At 48.1% G+C, this 17,290-nt stretch carries 13 protein-coding genes; 10 read left to right on the forward strand and 3 right to left on the reverse strand.

The genetic code is table 11. The annotated features are described in order from the left end of the window. Positions 1–3 precede the first annotated feature (3 nt). Positions 4–3,006, forward strand: coding sequence for a DNA polymerase I (gene polA / locus EKK48_22070; protein RTL37990.1), 3,003 nt, complete (start codon positions 4–6; stop codon positions 3,004–3,006). Here polA and EKK48_22075 read toward each other — a convergent pair. Both EKK48_22075 and EKK48_22080 read right to left on the reverse strand, forming a co-directional pair. After that, positions 2,978–4,465, reverse strand: a complete 1,488-nt coding sequence (locus EKK48_22075; GenBank protein ID RTL37991.1) for a redoxin domain-containing protein — start codon at positions 4,463–4,465, stop codon at positions 2,978–2,980. The two genes, polA and EKK48_22075, sit on opposite strands and share 29 nt — an antisense overlap. 116 nt (positions 4,466–4,581) lie before the next feature. Continuing rightward, complete coding sequence (locus EKK48_22080; protein ID RTL37992.1) at positions 4,582–6,384, reverse strand: HAMP domain-containing histidine kinase; 1,803 nt, start codon at positions 6,382–6,384, stop codon at positions 4,582–4,584. Positions 6,385–6,544: 160 nt separating this feature from the next. Between EKK48_22080 and EKK48_22085 the strand changes: the two genes are divergently transcribed. From EKK48_22085 to EKK48_22100, 4 genes are all read left to right on the forward strand, one after another. Next, complete coding sequence (locus EKK48_22085; GenBank protein RTL37993.1) at positions 6,545–7,231, forward strand: response regulator transcription factor; 687 nt, start codon at positions 6,545–6,547, stop codon at positions 7,229–7,231. Continuing rightward, positions 7,221–9,116, forward strand: a complete 1,896-nt coding sequence (locus EKK48_22090) for a xylosidase (protein ID RTL37994.1) — start codon at positions 7,221–7,223, stop codon at positions 9,114–9,116. Before EKK48_22085 ends, EKK48_22090 begins: the two co-directional genes overlap by 11 nt. Positions 9,117–9,207: 91 nt before the next feature. Next, a complete protein-coding gene (locus tag EKK48_22095) occupies positions 9,208–10,380 on the forward strand; it encodes a hypothetical protein (protein RTL37995.1) in 1,173 nt (390 codons plus the stop codon). A gap of 45 nt (positions 10,381–10,425) precedes the next feature. Continuing rightward, a complete protein-coding gene (locus tag EKK48_22100; GenBank protein ID RTL37996.1) occupies positions 10,426–11,082 on the forward strand; it encodes a PDZ domain-containing protein in 657 nt (218 codons plus the stop codon). A 79-nt stretch (positions 11,083–11,161) separates the two neighbouring features. Here the strand turns inward: EKK48_22100 and EKK48_22105 are convergent, their stop codons facing one another. Next, the gene (locus tag EKK48_22105; GenBank protein ID RTL37997.1) at positions 11,162–12,769 is read right to left on the reverse strand and encodes an ATP-binding cassette domain-containing protein; all 1,608 of its coding nucleotides are present in this window, start codon (positions 12,767–12,769) and stop codon (positions 11,162–11,164) included. 203 nt (positions 12,770–12,972) lie between these two features. Here EKK48_22105 and EKK48_22110 point away from each other — a divergent pair, with 203 nt between their 5' ends. The 5 genes from EKK48_22110 (at position 12,973) to EKK48_22130 (ending at position 17,268) form a co-directional block, all read left to right on the forward strand. Beyond that, positions 12,973–13,311 carry a hypothetical protein gene (locus EKK48_22110; GenBank protein ID RTL37998.1) on the forward strand — a complete coding sequence of 113 codons (339 nt, stop codon included), beginning with the start codon at positions 12,973–12,975 and terminating at the stop codon, positions 13,309–13,311. Between the two features lie 110 nt (positions 13,312–13,421). After that, positions 13,422–15,281, forward strand: coding sequence for a PAS domain S-box protein (locus tag EKK48_22115; GenBank protein ID RTL37999.1), 1,860 nt, complete (start codon positions 13,422–13,424; stop codon positions 15,279–15,281). A gap of 119 nt (positions 15,282–15,400) precedes the next feature. Continuing rightward, the gene (locus tag EKK48_22120; GenBank protein RTL38000.1) at positions 15,401–15,808 is read left to right on the forward strand and encodes a hypothetical protein; all 408 of its coding nucleotides are present in this window, start codon (positions 15,401–15,403) and stop codon (positions 15,806–15,808) included. Between the two features lie 115 nt (positions 15,809–15,923). Then, positions 15,924–16,511, forward strand: coding sequence for a hypothetical protein (locus EKK48_22125; protein RTL38001.1), 588 nt, complete (start codon positions 15,924–15,926; stop codon positions 16,509–16,511). A 73-nt stretch (positions 16,512–16,584) separates the two neighbouring features. After that, entirely contained in the window at positions 16,585–17,268 is a 684-nt protein-coding gene (locus EKK48_22130; protein RTL38002.1) for a hypothetical protein, read from the forward strand. Positions 17,269–17,290 lie beyond the last annotated feature (22 nt).

Here is a 17,290-nt window from a genome sequence, read left to right on the forward strand (position 1 = left end):
AAAATGAAGCCAGATGAAACCCTGGTTCTCGTTGATGGCAGCTCGCTGGCATTTCGATCGTTCTTTGCACTTTTCAAATCTGGATTACGGCGGCAAGACGGACGACCAACCTGGGCAGTTTACGGCTTTTTCAATTCACTCTTTGATGTAATCGAAAAACAGCGTCCGCATGGACTCGCGGTTTGCTTCGACCTGGCCGGACCAACATTCAGAGAAAAGGAATTTGCCGACTACAAAGCAAACCGCAACGAGATGCCTGATGATCTCGCCGTACAATGGCCGCTAATCAAAGATGCAGTGCAGTTTCTCGGCATTCCGTTATATGAACTGGAAGGATTTGAAGCAGACGACGTCATCGCTACTGTTGCCAAAACTGCAGTCGCTAAAGGCATCAAAGTACAAATTTTGACAGGTGATAAAGACGCATTCCAACTGGTCGACGACACCAACGATTCTATCCGTGTCTTGATGCCTGGTCAGAAAGAATTGATCGTCTACGACCGGGCCAAAGTCTTCGAAAAATTAGGCGTATGGCCAGAGCAAGTCATCGACTACAAAGGATTATGCGGTGATGCGTCAGACAACATCCCAGGTGTAAGGGGCATCGGACCAGTCACAGCCGTGCAGTTGCTGACAGCATACGGAACGGTCGAAGGCATTTACGAGCACCTCGACGAAATCAAATCGAAATCAGTCAAGCAGAAACTTACAGATGGCAGACAGAGCGCTTTCGACAGCAAACGCTGCGCTACGATGGTTACAGACATTAAGCTCGATTTTGATTTCGAGCATTGCCAGCTTAATTCACCGCCACTAGAGGCGGTGCAAGAGTATTTCCGAAATTTAGAGTTCAAGACAATGGTGAATCGCTTGCCAAAAATCATGGCCCGATTCAACGAATACGCGACGGTCGGAGCTGTGGCCGGCGTCGCTCGTACCACAGAAGTCAACGCTTACGCAGGCGGGTCCGGCGGGGGATATGGCAGTAGCAGCGGCAGTTCAGTCGGTGTCGGTTCTGATGGTGGCGGCGGCACAGACAGCAATTTCGGCACAGGCAACAACGCAGGCGGCACTAGTGGTAGTGGCACAGGAACAACGATAGAGAAAATCGAAACCGCCGCTATTTTGATAGAGCCTATTGCCACTCTGGCAGTTCCACCCACACCAGAAGTGGTACTGACGCCGGACGATCTGAACTCAGTAGTAAAAAAACTAACATCGTGCCCGGTGTTCTGCGTCGATCTGGAACTATCAGGACCCAGCTCACTTGAGTCTGAAATTCTTGGTTATGCTTTCGCCTGGAGTAAAGACTTGAGCATCGATCCGGATCAAGGACTGATGCTAAGCGAAAGTTATGACCCCAGCTCATGGTCGGTCGACACTGCCTACATTCCAGTGCACCACACTGACGCAAATCAGCTTACGCCTGATCTCATAACTGCTGCTCTCAAACCACTACTTGAGAGTAAAGAAATCGGCAAAGTATTGATGAATTGCAAAGCGAAAATGAATGCTCTTTCTCTGCAGGGCATCAAACTGGAAAACATCGTCTTCGACCCAATGCTTGCAAGTTATCTGATAAATCCTGATGAAAAGCACGCCTTAAAAGATCAGTCCGAACGTCTTCTGGGCTACTCGACTGTGCGCTCGACTGAGAGTGCTGCAGCCGGTAAGAAACAGCTGACAATCAACTTCGCCGCAGTTGATAAAGTCGCCACCAGCGCAGCAGACGATGCACGCGTCACGCTGGAGCTGACTCGCTTGTACATGACGAGACTTGATCACGACCAGCGATATTTGCTTTACGAGATGGAAATCCCGCTGGCAGCGACACTATCGAGAATGGAACAAAACGGAGTCGCCCTGGATTTGCCGTATTTGAATCAATTCTCGGCAGAACTATCCAGTGACCTTTCCAGACTGGAAAACGAAATTTACGAGCTGGCAGGTCATTCATTCAATATCAATTCGCCGATGCAGCTTCAGAAAGTATTGTTCGAAGAACTGAATCTGAAAACCAAAGGCAAAACGAAGACCGGTTATTCAACTGATGCCACGGTCTTGGAAGCACTTGCCAAAGAGCACGTGATTGTACCGAAGATTCTGGAATACAGACAGCTTTCGAAGTTGCGTTCCACCTATGTGGACGCACTGCCGAAATCAATCTCGGCAAGAGACAATCGTTTGCATGGTGAGTTCAACCAGGCTACTACGGCCACGGGACGACTATCCAGTTCAAATCCGAACCTGCAAAATATTCCAATTCGAAGTGAAGTCGGGCGCCGCATTCGCAAGGCGTTTATACCGCAAGATGCAAACTCTTACCTGCTTTCGGCAGACTACTCGCAAATCGAATTGCGACTTCTGGCGCACATGTGCTCAGACGAGATATTGATCGATGCTTTCAAGAAAAATCAAGATATCCACGCACGAACATCCGGCGAAATATTTGATGTACCCATCGAACAAGTGACGTCGGAGATGAGAAGAATTGGTAAGACTCTCAATTTCGCGCTTGTCTATCAGCAAGGTGCTTTTGCCACTGGTCAAGATCTGGGCATATCGACAAAGGAAGCACAGTCATTCATCGACAAATATTTCGCGCGCTATCCTAAGGTTCGAGGATTCCTAACACAGACCATTGAAGAAGCGCGAAAGACCGGATATGTCTCGACGCTATGGGGAAGAAAACGCTACTTCAGGTTCCTCAATGACAGAAGCGATCCGGTGCGCAAAGCTGACGAGCGGGCTGCCTGCAATGCACCAATTCAGGGCAGTGCAGCAGACCTGATGAAATTGGCGATGATCAGACTGGACAAAGAGCTGACAGAGCGCAAAATGAAAACCAAACTTATTCTGCAAGTGCACGATGAGCTCGTGCTGGAGGTTCCTGCAGATGAATTGGAACTGGCGAAGGAAGTGGTACTCCAGTCTATGCAAATGGATCAACCCCTGCAATTGCCGCTAAAAGTTGATATCAATGTCGGGAAGAATTGGGAGAAGTAAGTCCGCTGATTTTGAAAGCGCTTACCTGTCCATTGCTTAAATCTCCTACTTTGATTTCATTGTTGTTAGTGTCGGCAATGTAGACTTTCTGTCCGTCGATAGCCAGACCGTTGGGTTCGTTGAACTCGGGATGATTGCCGACTGCATTTCCCGGTTTACCGGTGCCCCAGACCGTCGAAACCGTTTTCGAAACCAGATCGATCCTCTTAATCTTGTGATTGAGTGTATCGGCGACGTAGAGCTTATTCCCAGCAGTAATAATGCCCAGTGGATGCTTGAGAAAAGCCTTGTTGAGTGGACCGTCGACATCACCGAAATCAAAGAGCCCTTTGCCAACAATGGTTTTGACTTTGCCCGTCTTCGGATTGATGTCGGCACTCCTTACTGAATTCGATTCACTGTCTGTAAAATAGACCTTACCCACACTAAATGTAATACCACTTGGCTGAGCCAGGTCCGCATCCAGCAAAGGTTTGTCGGTAAGCCCCTCCTCGCCTGAGCCCGCAAATACATACATGTGATTGTTGTTGAAGAACAATGCATAAATCTGATGAGCGCCCGCCATGGATATATATAATCGGTCTTTAGCCATGACCAGATCCCAGGGCGAATTTAATCGCGCTTGTTTTGCATCGCCAAAATCTGGTGGGGATATGTATTCGTTAAGCACACCATCACCAGATATGGTGCTAACAATCTGCTTGTCGAGATCGACCTTTCTCAATCTCTGATTTTGAGTATCGGCGACATACAAAATATTGTTCGAGACTGCAAGCCCGCGTGGATGGTGAAATTGAGCTCTATCATAGGATCCGTCAGCGAAACCTGCCTGACCTGTTCCGATTACATTCACCAACTTGCCGTCGAAACCAGCGACGACGATTCGATTGTGCCCCGAATCAGCGATGTATAGCAACTTACGTTTAGCATCAAGACAAAGCTTCTCTGGAAAGCTGAGCGGAGTGGTATCACGAGCCGGCTCAGGGCTAATAACGAGTGGCTTTTCGTCAAGTTTTCCATTTTTCTTGTACTTCTCAATGAGTTGGTTGACTTGCTGATCGAGTTGTTGGTAGCTGCGTTCGCCGAGAAGCATCTTTACGAGCCCACCTTCAGGGTCAATCAATACAATGGTCGGATAAGCCTTCACGCCGTAAGCCGACCAGATCACATTGTCAGCATCATTCACGACCGGATGCTCAAGCTCCATCCTGCGAACAGCGTCTTGCAGCGGCTTTGTATCTTTCTCGGAATCGTATTTGGGAGCATGAACGCCGATCACAACCAGATCATTAGGATGTCGCTTTTGCAGCTCTTTCAAAATCGGAATCGTATGAAAGCAGTTGACACAACTAAGATTCCAGAAATCGAGTAAAACGATCTTGCCTCGCAGATCCTTCAGCTTGAGAGGACTGGCTGTATTCAACCAATCTTTCGCGCCGTCAAGTTCAGGCGCCTTCACACTGAGCGCTGGTAGTTCTGATTTAGAGCAACCGCTTAACAGAACCGATGCAAAGCAAAACGACGTAAAAACAAGGATTGACGACGCTAAAATTGATGGCAACCAATTGCGGATTTTCACGAAACTGTTTTCTCTGATTTCACCGAAACTGTTTTCTCCGATTCCACCAGAATTGTTTTCTCTGGTTCCGCCAAAACGGTTTTCTCTGGTTCTACCGAAACGGTTTTCTCTGGTTCTACCGAGACGGTTTTCTTTGATTCCACCGAAACCGCCCTTTCTGGTTCTACCGAAACTGTTCCCTCGGTTTTCACCAGGCGGTCTTCAGAGAGTGCACTAAAATTGTCTGCAATCGGCAGCTCGAACCAGAATTCAGTCCCAGTACCGATTTCTGTATTAAACCCGATGGTGCCGCCATGTTCTTCAACAATTCCTTTGGAAATAGCAAGACCCAGCCCGGAACCTTTGCGTCTGATGCCATCACCCTCTTCTACTTTTTCAAACTTGCCGAATATTTTGTGACGCTGATCCTCGGCGATACCAGGTCCTGAATCTTTCACGGAAAAGCGAATATGACCGGAATCTGGTTGTGTCACTTCGACTATGATTTGATCCTTCACTTTCGAGAACTTGATAGCGTTCGAAATCAAGTTAGTTAGAACCTGTATTAGCCGGTCCTCATCAGCCATTACGAAGCCGAGCGCATCCATCACGACATTGAGCGTGACTCCCGCTTCAAGAGCCATTCCCTTCATCCCATCAACCGCTAGCGTCACCAGGTCGAGAGTATCCAGTCGCGACACATTGATGTGCAACTTTCCTTCTTCAATCTGCTTCACATCAAGCAGATCATTGATCAGTCGGAGCAATCGAGCACAGCTGATGTTGGCGGTACTCAACAACTCTTTCACCTGCTCCGATCCATGCTCTGCCATGGCGTGATCGATGAGCTGCATCGCGCCCTGAATCGACGTTATAGGCGATCGCAATTCATGCGACACATTGGAATAGAAATCTTTGAAGCGCTGTTCCACTTCTTTGCGTCGAGCAATTTCAGCTTCCATTTCGTCAATCGCTTTCAATCGTGCTCGATCCATGCGATCGATGCTCCAGGCATTCCAGAAAATCACTGTCATAAAAATCAAAACGAGCATGGCAACGAGCAGTGTCAAGCCCATCTCTGACGAGTAGAATTTGTGCCGCTCTCCTTCCATGCGCAGCCAACCTAAAAGCAATGGCAGCAAAACCGCGGCCGGCAGCAAGCGACGCGCAAGAACACCACCTGCAGTGTCACGGGAGAGAATTGAGGCGAACCCATGTTCCGGTCGAATCAGGAGAACACCCAGAGAAAGAACCGCAATGGTGATGCCTTCCAATAAGGAAATTCGCAGGCAGGAGATAAAAATGCAGAATCCAGGAATACCGAAGATCACGCCAAGCAGTGTCATCATCGATAGAAAAGCGGCTACAACCGTAAACAGATCGGCCACTCGAAAGCGCCTTGAAGGCAAATCGATACAGAGTAAAGCAATACTGATTAGTAGCAACGAGAGGGCATCGTTAGCAGCCAGAGAATTGAAGACCGAGAAGGCAAACCCGCCTGACATAGCATCCAGGGATTCTTGACTGGAAGCCATGAGCAGGTCTATCAGGTCGTGACCAGCGATAAAACAAAGCACAGCAGCAAGGACCAGCCCCAGAATATGCAGCGGCGATTTAACACGCTTAACCTGTAACACGCAAAGCGACGCGCCGGCCAGAATAAACGGAAAAGACGGAATGGACTTGAAAACGACCAGAGCGGGTGCAGCCGTCGTCCATGCTATTAACGACATTTGTCCGATCAAAAACGTCACAATACCGCTCATCAGGCTAATGAGCTGCATATTGCGATTAAATCGTGTTTCAACCGAGGCGGTCATGTCTGAAAAGCCAAGCGGTATAAGAGGCTGACCATGTTATTCATATACCTCACTAATTGCTAGACTAGTTACCGGCCAGGTCTGGTCGTGAATTGATTTTGCGAGACCTGAGCTGGATGAGCGATCCGGCACTGATACGGTCTGATAATGAGGCGAGCAAGTGGCAAAAATTCTTGTCGTTGAAGACGATCCGCAGATTCTTAAGGTAGTCACCGATTGCCTCAAGATTGACCACCATACCGTCGAAACAGAGGAAGACGGGGCGATCGCGCTGGAGAAACTGAGACTCTTTGAATATGACGTGTTGATTTTCGACTGGAATTTACCAGGCGTTTCAGGCGTTGACTTGTGTCGAGAATATCGAAATCGGGGCGGCAAAGGCAGCGTTTTAATGCTGACCGCAAACACGACCATCTCCAACAAAGAAGAGGGGCTTGGCTCAGGAGCCGACGACTATCTCACGAAACCATTTGAAGTTAGAGAGCTGGTCGCCCGAGTCAAAGCTCTGGCTCGACGGTCTTCAGTTGCACTGACAGCGAACATTCTCAAGGTCGGTGATGTGATGCTGGATCGCGATAAGTTCTGCGTAACAGTCAACGATGAACCAATCAAGCTGGTGCCGAAAGAATTTGCGCTGCTTGAATTTCTAATGCGCCACCGCAATATCGTTTTCAGTGCCGACGCTTTGCTAAGCAGGGTCTGGAAAGCTGAAGAAGACGCTTCGCCTGAGATTATCCGCACCCATATCAAAAACCTGCGAAGAAAACTCGAACGTGATGGGAAGCCATCCATCATCGAGACGGTTTATGGTGTCGGATATAAGGTGGTAGATACAAATGCAGGTTGACGGCGGCGTACTTCCAGAGCGACTTTCCAACAAGTTTGTCAAAAAAAGACGTTTAGCGTCGCGCTTATTGAGTACATTCTTGTTGCTTACGATATTGCATTTTCCGCTCGCTGGCGGAGTGCTCGCTGCGGAGGCGTACACTTCAGAGTCCGCCCCTTCCAAGTTGACCGGTTCCAAGCTGCTTGCTTCCAATTTGCCCACCGTCCTGGCCGAACCAACAACCTACTGCAACCCGCTCAACCTTGACTATGCCTATACGCCAAATAAAGACTACTCAGTCAACAACTGCCACCGCTCCACAGCTGATCCTGTATGCGCGCTGTACAAAGGCAAGTACTATCTATTTTCTACAAACCAGGAAGGCTACTGGTGGTCTGACAATTTATTGACCTGGCACTTCATATCCCATTTCTTCAAAGAGAACAGCTCAGCCGACCAGGTTTGCGCACCAGCGCTCTGGGCAACAGACAAGGGATTGCTCTTCCTGCCGTGCTTCAATCCCAAAGACACGATGCCACTCTACAGAAGCGCCGAACCGCTAGCAAATAAGTGGGAAGAAGCGACGGATTCCTTTCCAGTCAAAACCTGGGATCCTTCACTTTTCGAAGACGATGATCAGCGGCTCTACGTGTACTGGGGTTCAAGCAACGTCTATCCGATTCGCGGGGCAGAACTTGACCCTGAAAACCAGTTCAAGCTCAAAGGCCCGATACACGATTTCTTTACGCTGCACCCTCAAATTCATGGATGGGAGCAATTCGGAGAAGATAATCAACACGGCACGATGGATCCATTCGTTGAAGGCGCGTGGATGAATAAGTTCGGCTCCAAATATTATTTACAGTATGGCGCACCAGGGACCGAATTCAATGTCTATGGAGATGGCGTCTATACCTCCGATCACCCGCTTGGACCATTCACTTATCAATCATTCAATCCATTTTCATGGAAACCGACTGGTTTCATCTGCGGTGCTGGACATGGTGCAACTTTCGTCGACAAATTCGACAACAAATGGCACATAGCCACAAACGTAATCGCTTTGAAGTACAAGTTCGAACGACGCCTTGGTTTGTTCCCCGCCGGTGTTGATAAAGATGGTGTGCTCTTTGCAGACACATCATTCGGCGACTATCCGCACCGCGCCCCCCAGACAAAGACAGATCCCGGAAGCACATTTACTAACTGGATGCTGCTTTCATACAAGAAAAAAGCCTGGTCTTCGCCATCAGAAAGTAATCCCGAACTTGCTTTCGATGAAGACATAAAGACGTACTGGACAGCACCAGATGGAAAGTCCGGGCACTTCCTTGCCGTTGATCTGGGCACTCCGTGCAACATAAACGCAATTCAAGTAAACTTCGCCGACGAGAAAGCCAAGTTGTACAACAAACAACTCAACATCCATCATCGTTACCAGATTTTTGAATCAAACGATGGAAAAGACTGGAATTTGCTCGTAGACAAAAGCAAAAACGAAAAAGACGTCCCACATGATTACATCGAATTTTCAAGTGCTGTCAAAACGCGCTTTCTCAAAATCGTCAATATTGAAATGCCGACAGGATCTTTTGCTATCGGTGATTTGAGAGTATTCGGAAGCGCGCCCGGTGAAAAACCCGGCTTGGTCAAAGGATTCGCAGTTTCTCGTGATCCCAAAGACAAGCGAAACTGCTCTCTTACCTGGCAAACCGTGCCTGGTGCATACGCCTACAACATTGCATTCGGTACTGCGCCGGACAAGTTGTATGGTTCCTTTCTAGTCTATGACAAAAACAGTTACGACTTGCATTCTCTAAACACTGACTCTAACTACTATTTCACCGTTCAGTCAGTCGCTGAAACGGGCGTGTCGCCAGCCGGCTCAGTAGTTCAAGTCAACTAGAAAAGAATCCCTATTTTTCTTACGACCACAGTAACTGAAGAGGACAAAATTCAGCGAAGATTGCAATAAGTCAATTCGAGAGGAGCGGACATTGAAACGTCTAACTAGTTGTTTAATCTTACTGTCGACTGCCTGCCCCAGTGCGCTGGCTGATTTGACAGCAGCTCCTTCCTACAAGACTAACTGGGTGCAACCAAAGCAGCAGAGACTGTTTACAGCCGCTGACGACAAAATCAAAGCCAAACTCATCGTTAGCCGAAACATCTTTGACGAGGGGGAAGCCAGAACTTCGGGCAAACTGACAATTCTGCGCAACGACAAATTCGCAGGATCCGACCGATATATGAGCCAAAAGGGTAAAGAAGACATCGTCAATATTTCAGGACCCGCAATTGCTGCCATTGGAAATGAAGACGAAAACGCTGTAGAAGTTCATAAGCAGTGCTATCAGGAAATCACGGATTACGAATACACATATAACGACAAAACAAAACGCTACGACCGTGGGAAACCATCAATAGATCCAGGCGACATCAGTGCGCAGAAAAGTCATCAGACATGGGGCAACAGTTTCAGCGAGGTTGGAAATACTCGAGCAGCCCTGCACTGGAGACAAAATCTGTATGAGTTCGGCGGTTCAAATCCAACGCTCACAATCAAGAAAGGTCGACACATTTTGTACTCTGCAGCCGTCGAACCGCCCTCACTGGCAGGCAGCGACGAGAGAAAAGATAAAGCTCCTGAGTGCTTCGGTCCGTTTGTTACAACCCAAATCGACCCGGCCGGCAAAGTGCTGACAGATTTGCGTGTTACGCGTGTGGTTGGCAGTGCACGGTTGGGATGCGAAATGATCTACTACTACGATCGAACTTCGCACAAGATGAAAATATCCACGCACGAATGGGGCTTGAACAGTCCACGCCTCGCGGATTTGCGCGGTGACAATAAGATCGAATACATTACCGAAGACTGGAGCCTGTCGAAGCCAGACATGGGCGGTCCCATACAAATCTGGCGCTGGAGCAAGGGTCATAAGCTCGTCGACATCACTCGGCAATTTCCAAATGAAATCGAGAAACATGCTCATGCTGCTTATGCGCAATGGAAAAAAGACCATACGAGAGCCAGCCTATTGGCATACGTTGGCGACCTCTGCTTACTCAAGCAAAAGAAGTCTGCCCTCAAGGCATTGCATCGCATGAACAGTGACACTGAAACCAATGACAAAATAACAGCACAACTCAAGGATGCACATTATCTCTAACCGCTTCTAAACGCTAACTAGTAGCAACAACGTCAGCAGAAAAAAGTGCAGAAATTCTACAAGCAAGCCTTCTCAACATCAATGCTAATGCTCATTAGTGCTTGTTTTGGATGCCCATGCCCATGCCCATGCCCGGTCTGGGCAAATAGCTTGAAAGACGAGGCGATTCCACAGGACAGACAGGGTGCAATTATCGAGAATCGAATTGATGCCGGCAACGCAACCGTTGACTCGGCTCCGCTGCAAGGCAAAGTCGAACGAAAACACTCATCAGGATTCAGTCTGTTCGGAAGACACTGGACGAGTGAAGAATATCGCAATCTAAACTACGGAATTCTCGGAGTAGTCATGGTCAGGCATCCATTCAGCAAAACTGAGCGTGTAGCTCAAGTATTTCCAGATTGTCCAGCCGCTCTGGCTGGTATCAAACCCGGTGACATAGTCGTAAAATATGCGGATCACGTAGTAGACGGACATGAGAATCAGCGCACCACTTGGCACACCGCAGACGGTATCGCCGGCACACATGTTGATTACACAGTGCGCAGGCGCGGTCAGTTGATCACATTTGACTTAATCCGCATGAACATTGAGGATATTCCAAACAGCAGCATTCGCCGGATGTTCGAACGAATGCTTCGTGATCTGGGACCACCGGGAGTGGCAGAAGAGAAATTGCGGAAGCGGCATAACGAAGAGTGATGCAAGTACCAGCACCGCGCGCAACCATGGGGCTGGTAGTGCTAGCACCCGGGACGGGTGCGCTAATTCCGACTCTACCTTACCACTTGCCTTTCTTCGCAGGTTCTTTGAACTTGTGCTCTTGCAAATACTCCTCGTAAGTACCGAGGAAGTTGACGACGCCGTTTGGTGTAAATGAGATCACTCGCGTGGCAACGTCCGAAATCAAATCACGATCATGTGTGACGATAAAGACGGTGCCTGGGAATATTGAAAGCCCCTCTGCCAAAGCGGAGACTGCCTCTAGATCGAGGTGATTGGTCGGCTCATCGAGAACAAGAATTGGATTCTTCTGCATCATCATTCTTGCCATGAGCAGACGTGCAGATTCGCCTCCAGAGAGCGATTCCGTCGCCTTCAGACTCTCATCACCAGAGAACAACATGCGTCCGAGCAGACCTCTGACGAACTGATGTCCTTCATCTTTCATGTATGCCATCAACCAATCAAGTGCCGTCGAGCCTGGTTGAATTGCTTCATGATAATCCTGAGGATAATAGCTCCACGTGGCAGCATCGCCCCACTTGATCGTGCCGGCGTCCGGCTCAAGATCGTTGATCAAGCAGCGCAACAAAGTTGTTTTGCCCACACCGTTCGAACCGATGATGGCAACTTTGTCACCTCTAAATATTTCCAGATCCAGATCTTTGAAAAGCACTTTTCCATCAAAGCCTTTCGTTAAGCCTTTGGCAATAAGCACTTCTCGCCCAATCGGTTTTTCCTGCTCGAAACGAATGAACGGACGCTGTATATTCGACCGCTTTAATTCCTGTGGTGCCAGCCGAGCAATTTCCTTTTTACGAGACTGAACCTGGCTGGAACGCTGACCAGCTGCGAATCGAGCCACGAACTCTTGCAGTTGAGCAATCTTCTTGGCTTTGTCTTTGTTTTCAGCTTCAACACTCTGACGAGCCTGCATCTTGTGTTCGACCATGTCGTCGTAATTGCCGGGATAGAGAATAATGGTGTCATAGTCAATATCGGCAATGTGCGTACAGACAGAGTTGAGGAAGTGCCGGTCGTGAGAGATTACAACCAGAATTCCTTCATAGGTATGCAAGAATTCTTCTAACCAATGAATGGATTCGAGATCGAGGTGGTTCGTCGGTTCGTCCAGCAGAAGTGCTTCCGGTCCAGCGAACAGTGCCTGCGCCAACAGCACTCTGAACTTATAGTCAGTCGGCAAAGTGCTCATCAAGTTTTCATGTTCGTCGTCGGGGATACCGATACCACGCAATATTTCGCCTGCTTCAAATTCGGCTGTATAGCCATTCTCGTCAGCAATAATCGACTCGAGATCGCCAAGCCTGGTCATTTGCTCTTCGGTCAAATCGGTAATTTCGCATAACGCATCACGCTCTTTGAATGCCGACCAGAGCACTTCGTTACCCATCACAACGGTGTCGATGATGCGCTCATCATCGTAAGCGAACTGGTTCTGTTTAAGGACGCCTACTTTCTTGGGGCGCGTAACCGTTCCGCGATTTGTCGGATCGACCTGACCAGTGAGGATCTTCATGAATGTAGACTTACCGGCACCATTTGGACCGGTCAACCCATATCTATTACCGGGGCTGAATTTGACCGAAACATTGTCAAATAGAGTTCTTGTGCCGAATCCTTTGGATACTTTGTCAACTACAATCATGACCTTTTGATTCCCTTACGCAGAAAGACGCGTGAGCGCGCCACTTATCCGGGCGATTATACTGGGAAAATCCTCACTTTGGGCAGTGGCACAAGCCTCGACAGCAATGCAATCAGTGTGGATTTCCCGATTTACCAAGGTTCTTGACGTTCTTAGACTGCTGTAACAAACCATGTTTGCAATAGCCAAGAACAGGTGATTTTATGAAAAATCGATTCTACAGGACGGCGCTCGTGCTCGCCGCCTGCCTACTTTCAGCAGAAATTGCACGAGCCCAGGGTCTGATTGGAGCTCCCGACTGTCCAGGTTATGGCAGGACGCCATATGAACCCAGTCCCACCTATATGGACGACAACATCTCGCCAATCATCTCGATACTAATACTGGTAGCGCTAACGTTCATACCATTACCGGTAAGAAATCGTTCACGCTGGATGCGCAGCGGAATCGATCTGGTAGCGGCAATCATCGTTCCGATAGCGGTCAAGATTGCAGTACTGCAACTGACAATGGCAGTCGCACCGCTGAATTATGGACTTTAAACGAGGCGAGTGCTTACGAAAACCAGGCTCGAAGGTTTGAAAAGGCTCCGGCATCCAACAATTCTTTAAAACCCTACGGCGCCACTATTGGGTTGTGATGTTGATATCATATGGTCATGAAGCTCAACATGACACTGCCACAGAAAGGTCTTCTTCTAGTAGTGGTGCCACTTATCATTCAATTGGGTGTGCTCGGTTATCTCACATACTTGCAATTAGAAGAAGAACAAATCACCGTCAAAGCAGCTCACGCAAGCGAAGTCGACAGTGCCATCAACCAGCTCGTTAAAAATTTCCTCGACAACACCACGGCGCTGGAATGGGAACCAAACAACGGTAAGAATCGTGCCGACTCAAACAATAGTAAGAATCGCGACGACTCTAACAACAACCAGATCGATGATACCGAATATCAAACGTTCAAGTCCGAAATAAGTCAAACACTGGCGCGCCTGAAAGAACTACTCAAAAACGAACCGCAAAAAAAGGAAACAGTCGAAGAAATCGAGCGCACGGCGATCAGTGCAACAAATATCCTGGAAGCACACAAAGCAAATAGTCGCACTAGTCTCGGGGATGATTCTCCGAAGTTGCAGAAACGCAAGTTTAGAGCCTGCAAGGAGCGGCTTAACGAACTGTTGTCACAACAGCTAATTCCACTTTGCAGTGAAGCGAAAAGGGTAGTTGCGATCAGTCCTGAATTGCAAGCTGAAAACCGCAACCGTGTGCGCGTAGTCTTACTTGCCACAGTTCTTCTAGATATTTTGTTTGCCATTGTTGTGGCCGTCTACTATAACCGCGATATCGTCAAACGACTGACTACAATTTTTGATAACAACCTGCGCCTGGCAAGCGGCCTGCCACTCCTTCCGCCGGTCTCGGGAAACGACGAAATTACAAAACTAGACAATGTCTTTCATAAAATGGCTGCAGCACTGGAACAGGCAGCGCAAAAAGAACGCCTGGTTGTCGAGAATGCTCGCGATTTAATTTGTTCGCTCGATGCGAAAGGCGCTTTTCTGACTGTTTCCCCCGCATCGGCTATTTTGTTGGGTTATAGTCCTGATGAATTGATCGGTGGCAAAATCAGCAATTTGATTCATTCCTCTGACAGGGATGCGACTCAAAATAATCTGAAACTGATGATGGATGGTGAGCAGCTAGCTCCATTCGAAACACGCCTGGTGCGCAAGGATGGTGCAATCGTCGATGGATTATGGTCGGCAAGCTGGTCACCAACAGAGGAATCTCTATTTTGTGTTGTACATGACAATACCGAGCGCAAACGAGTTGAACGACTCCGCCAGGAAATAGTCCAGATGGTAAGCCATGACCTGCGTACACCACTGACTTCGATCAGGGGCATACTTGAAATGCTGGAGAATGATGCATTTGGAAATCTAAATGACCGGGGCAAAAAGATGGTAGGTCTAGCCAATCAGAGTAGTTTGAGAATGCTGTCCTTAATTCGAGATCTATTGGAGATCGAGAAGATGGAAGCAGGCATGCTTGAGCTGAACCGAATGAGAGTTCCTATTAACTCTTTAATCGAACAATCAATTGCTACAGTGCAACCAATCGCGGTCGAGAGAAAGGTCAACCTTGTTGGCGATTCAAATCCATCAGAAATCTTTGTCGATGGCGACAGAATCATTCAAGTGTTGGTCAACCTGATAGGTAACGCCATCAAATTTTCGCCACCAAATTCAACTGTAAAGATACAAGTGAAAACCGACAATCAATCAACTGAATTCAGCGTCATTGATGAAGGTCGTGGTATACCGGATTCCTCACTGAGTCATATTTTTGAACGATTCAAGCAACTTCAAGAATCAGATTCTAAAAAAGAAGGTGGATCTGGTTTAGGCCTGGCAATCTGCAAGGCACTTGTTGAGTTGCACGGCGGCGATATATCTGTATCCAGCGCAATCGGCAAGGGTAGCAACTTCTCATTCAGGATTCCAAACTGAATAAGTTTGTGTTGCCACAAATCCGACACAAGTTCAACACAACAAGATCATAGAACCCGTGGTTAACTGCGAATGTGCCCTTCAAAACATTCCATTCGAAGACTGCGAGGCCCATTGCCATGAAACTAGACGCCAGTGAACAGAAAGTAGAATCTTCAACCGTAACTGCCATAACGCATTCGCTTGTCTCCCTCGATGACTTCAAAGGGGCGAGCCGTAAGAACTCAACGAAGCCAGAGCCAGTACCTGAAGTTATCTCGTTTAACGACAGGAACGATCCGTATAAAGACACGAAGCACAGTGCATTGACGGAGTACGTTCTAAAGCGAAGTGAAACTGCACCTGAAGAAGAAAAAAATGGTCACCATAAATTTGAAAATGCTTGCATCCGAGTCGAACATGGAAGAGCAGTATTCGTCGAAAAAAAAGAACCTCTAGAAGAAACAAAAACAGCTCAAGAATTCGAGTTGGCGATGAAACTCCGAAGTTACGAAATTCAATGTCCTCGCCCTAGAGTTTACGACTAAGAATCCGCGCCTTTCCAGGCATACGCTCTCAAGCATTTACTACACAACAAAGACGTACGACCGAGTTCACTATGAACTCTAATTGTCGTCGCCTTACAAAAGGAGAAAACTTACCATGAGACTAGAAGCCAATGAACATGTTAAAGAATCTTCCCCAGCCGGGCAAGGGTCACTCGTGTCGCTTGAAGACATGAAAAATGCACAAGCAGCAAATAAGTTGAAGGACGACGCAGTACCGACAGTACTCGTCTTTAAAAATTTGCTCCCGAATGACTCAACAGAGCGCGGACAAGCCGAGGGACGTGGGGCTAATGAAGTGGCGACACCGCTCAACAAAAGCCAAACAGCTTCACAGGAAAAGGAGCACACAGTAACGATAAACAATCTTGTGTCGGGATCTGACGTACTAGCGCGTGCAATCATCTTCGATGGTAATGGAGACGGTCCTGATGCAATCGATCGAAAAATCGTGACCGAGAACATCAAACCAGGGGGTGATCTAAATGATGGCTCGATCACGAACAGCAGCAGAGAACCAGGGGCTACTGGAAAACATGGCACTACCGAAAGAAGCGATGGATGCGACGTAAACGATGCAGCGATCATAAACTACGGTAGCGAGCCGGGTTCTGATGTAAAACACACTGCAATCATACGGAACTTGAGCGGGTCGGCTTGTAATTTAAACGATCTGCTTAAGTGACGTCACTACGTACAAAGCTCGCACGAAAGTCCATCCAATAAAGCAGCAGCAGCTAAGTAGGAGCACCTCCAACATGAGACTAGAGTCCGATGAACAATTCACGAAATTCTCCGCACCTGGCAAAGAGACAATGTCACTCGTATCTCTAGAAACCATGAAGGATGCACGCCTCACAAACAAAATGAATTCGGAACAACTTCCGACCGTTATTGTTTTCGACGATTCCAATCAGCAACGCGTCGCAGACTCGAGTGCATTGGCAGGGAATCAAAGTCCACTACTGGACGATCCTGATTCGCCGTGGTACAAACTCAGTTTGCTCGGGGACCGTCCAGTAAACAGCAAGGTGATTCCTGATCAACCGGTAGATAACGATGCGATGCAAGACGTGCAGGCTAATCCGCAGAACGCCGCATCGAACCAGCCGAAAATGCTCTGGAGTGCAGAACGCAACATCGAGATGTCACAAGTTGGTGGGCGCCAGGACACTCAACACTTCTGGCCGGGTGCAGACTATGTCGATGAACCGGAGCCAGACCACTCTGAAAATGAAGGAAACGATTTCGAATCGATTGAGGAGTTAGCGAAACCGGTTGGAGACTTCGCTCGCCAGGTTGGCAACTCACTGATAGCGCCGGAAACGTCCATCAATCGCGGTGAAGTAACTGCACAACAAATCGACGATTGGTGGCGAAGCGCATTCAGCATTCTCGAGAGAGGACACGGTGACATGAACATAAGAAGCGACGGGTTCTGATCTAAAACTAATTGCAAGCATA

This window comes from Candidatus Melainabacteria bacterium (assembly GCA_003963305.1).
In the GTDB taxonomy this organism is placed as follows: Bacteria; Cyanobacteriota; Vampirovibrionia; order Obscuribacterales; family Obscuribacteraceae; genus PALSA-1081.

Coding starts and splice junctions, on each gene's coding strand:
- EKK48_22110 (RTL37998.1), top strand. CDS start 12,973: ATGAAAAATCGATTCTACAGGACGGCGCTCGTGCTCGCCGCCTGCCTA.
- EKK48_22105 (RTL37997.1), bottom strand. CDS start 12,769: ATGATTGTAGTTGACAAAGTATCCAAAGGATTCGGCACAAGAACTCTA.
- EKK48_22120 (RTL38000.1), top strand. CDS start 15,401: ATGAAACTAGACGCCAGTGAACAGAAAGTAGAATCTTCAACCGTAACT.
- EKK48_22130 (RTL38002.1), top strand. CDS start 16,585: ATGAGACTAGAGTCCGATGAACAATTCACGAAATTCTCCGCACCTGGC.
- EKK48_22115 (RTL37999.1), top strand. CDS start 13,422: ATGGTCATGAAGCTCAACATGACACTGCCACAGAAAGGTCTTCTTCTA.
- EKK48_22090 (RTL37994.1), top strand. CDS start 7,221: ATGCAGGTTGACGGCGGCGTACTTCCAGAGCGACTTTCCAACAAGTTT.
- polA (RTL37990.1), top strand. CDS start 4: ATGAAGCCAGATGAAACCCTGGTTCTCGTTGATGGCAGCTCGCTGGCA.
- EKK48_22125 (RTL38001.1), top strand. CDS start 15,924: ATGAGACTAGAAGCCAATGAACATGTTAAAGAATCTTCCCCAGCCGGG.
- EKK48_22080 (RTL37992.1), bottom strand. CDS start 6,384: ATGACCGCCTCGGTTGAAACACGATTTAATCGCAATATGCAGCTCATT.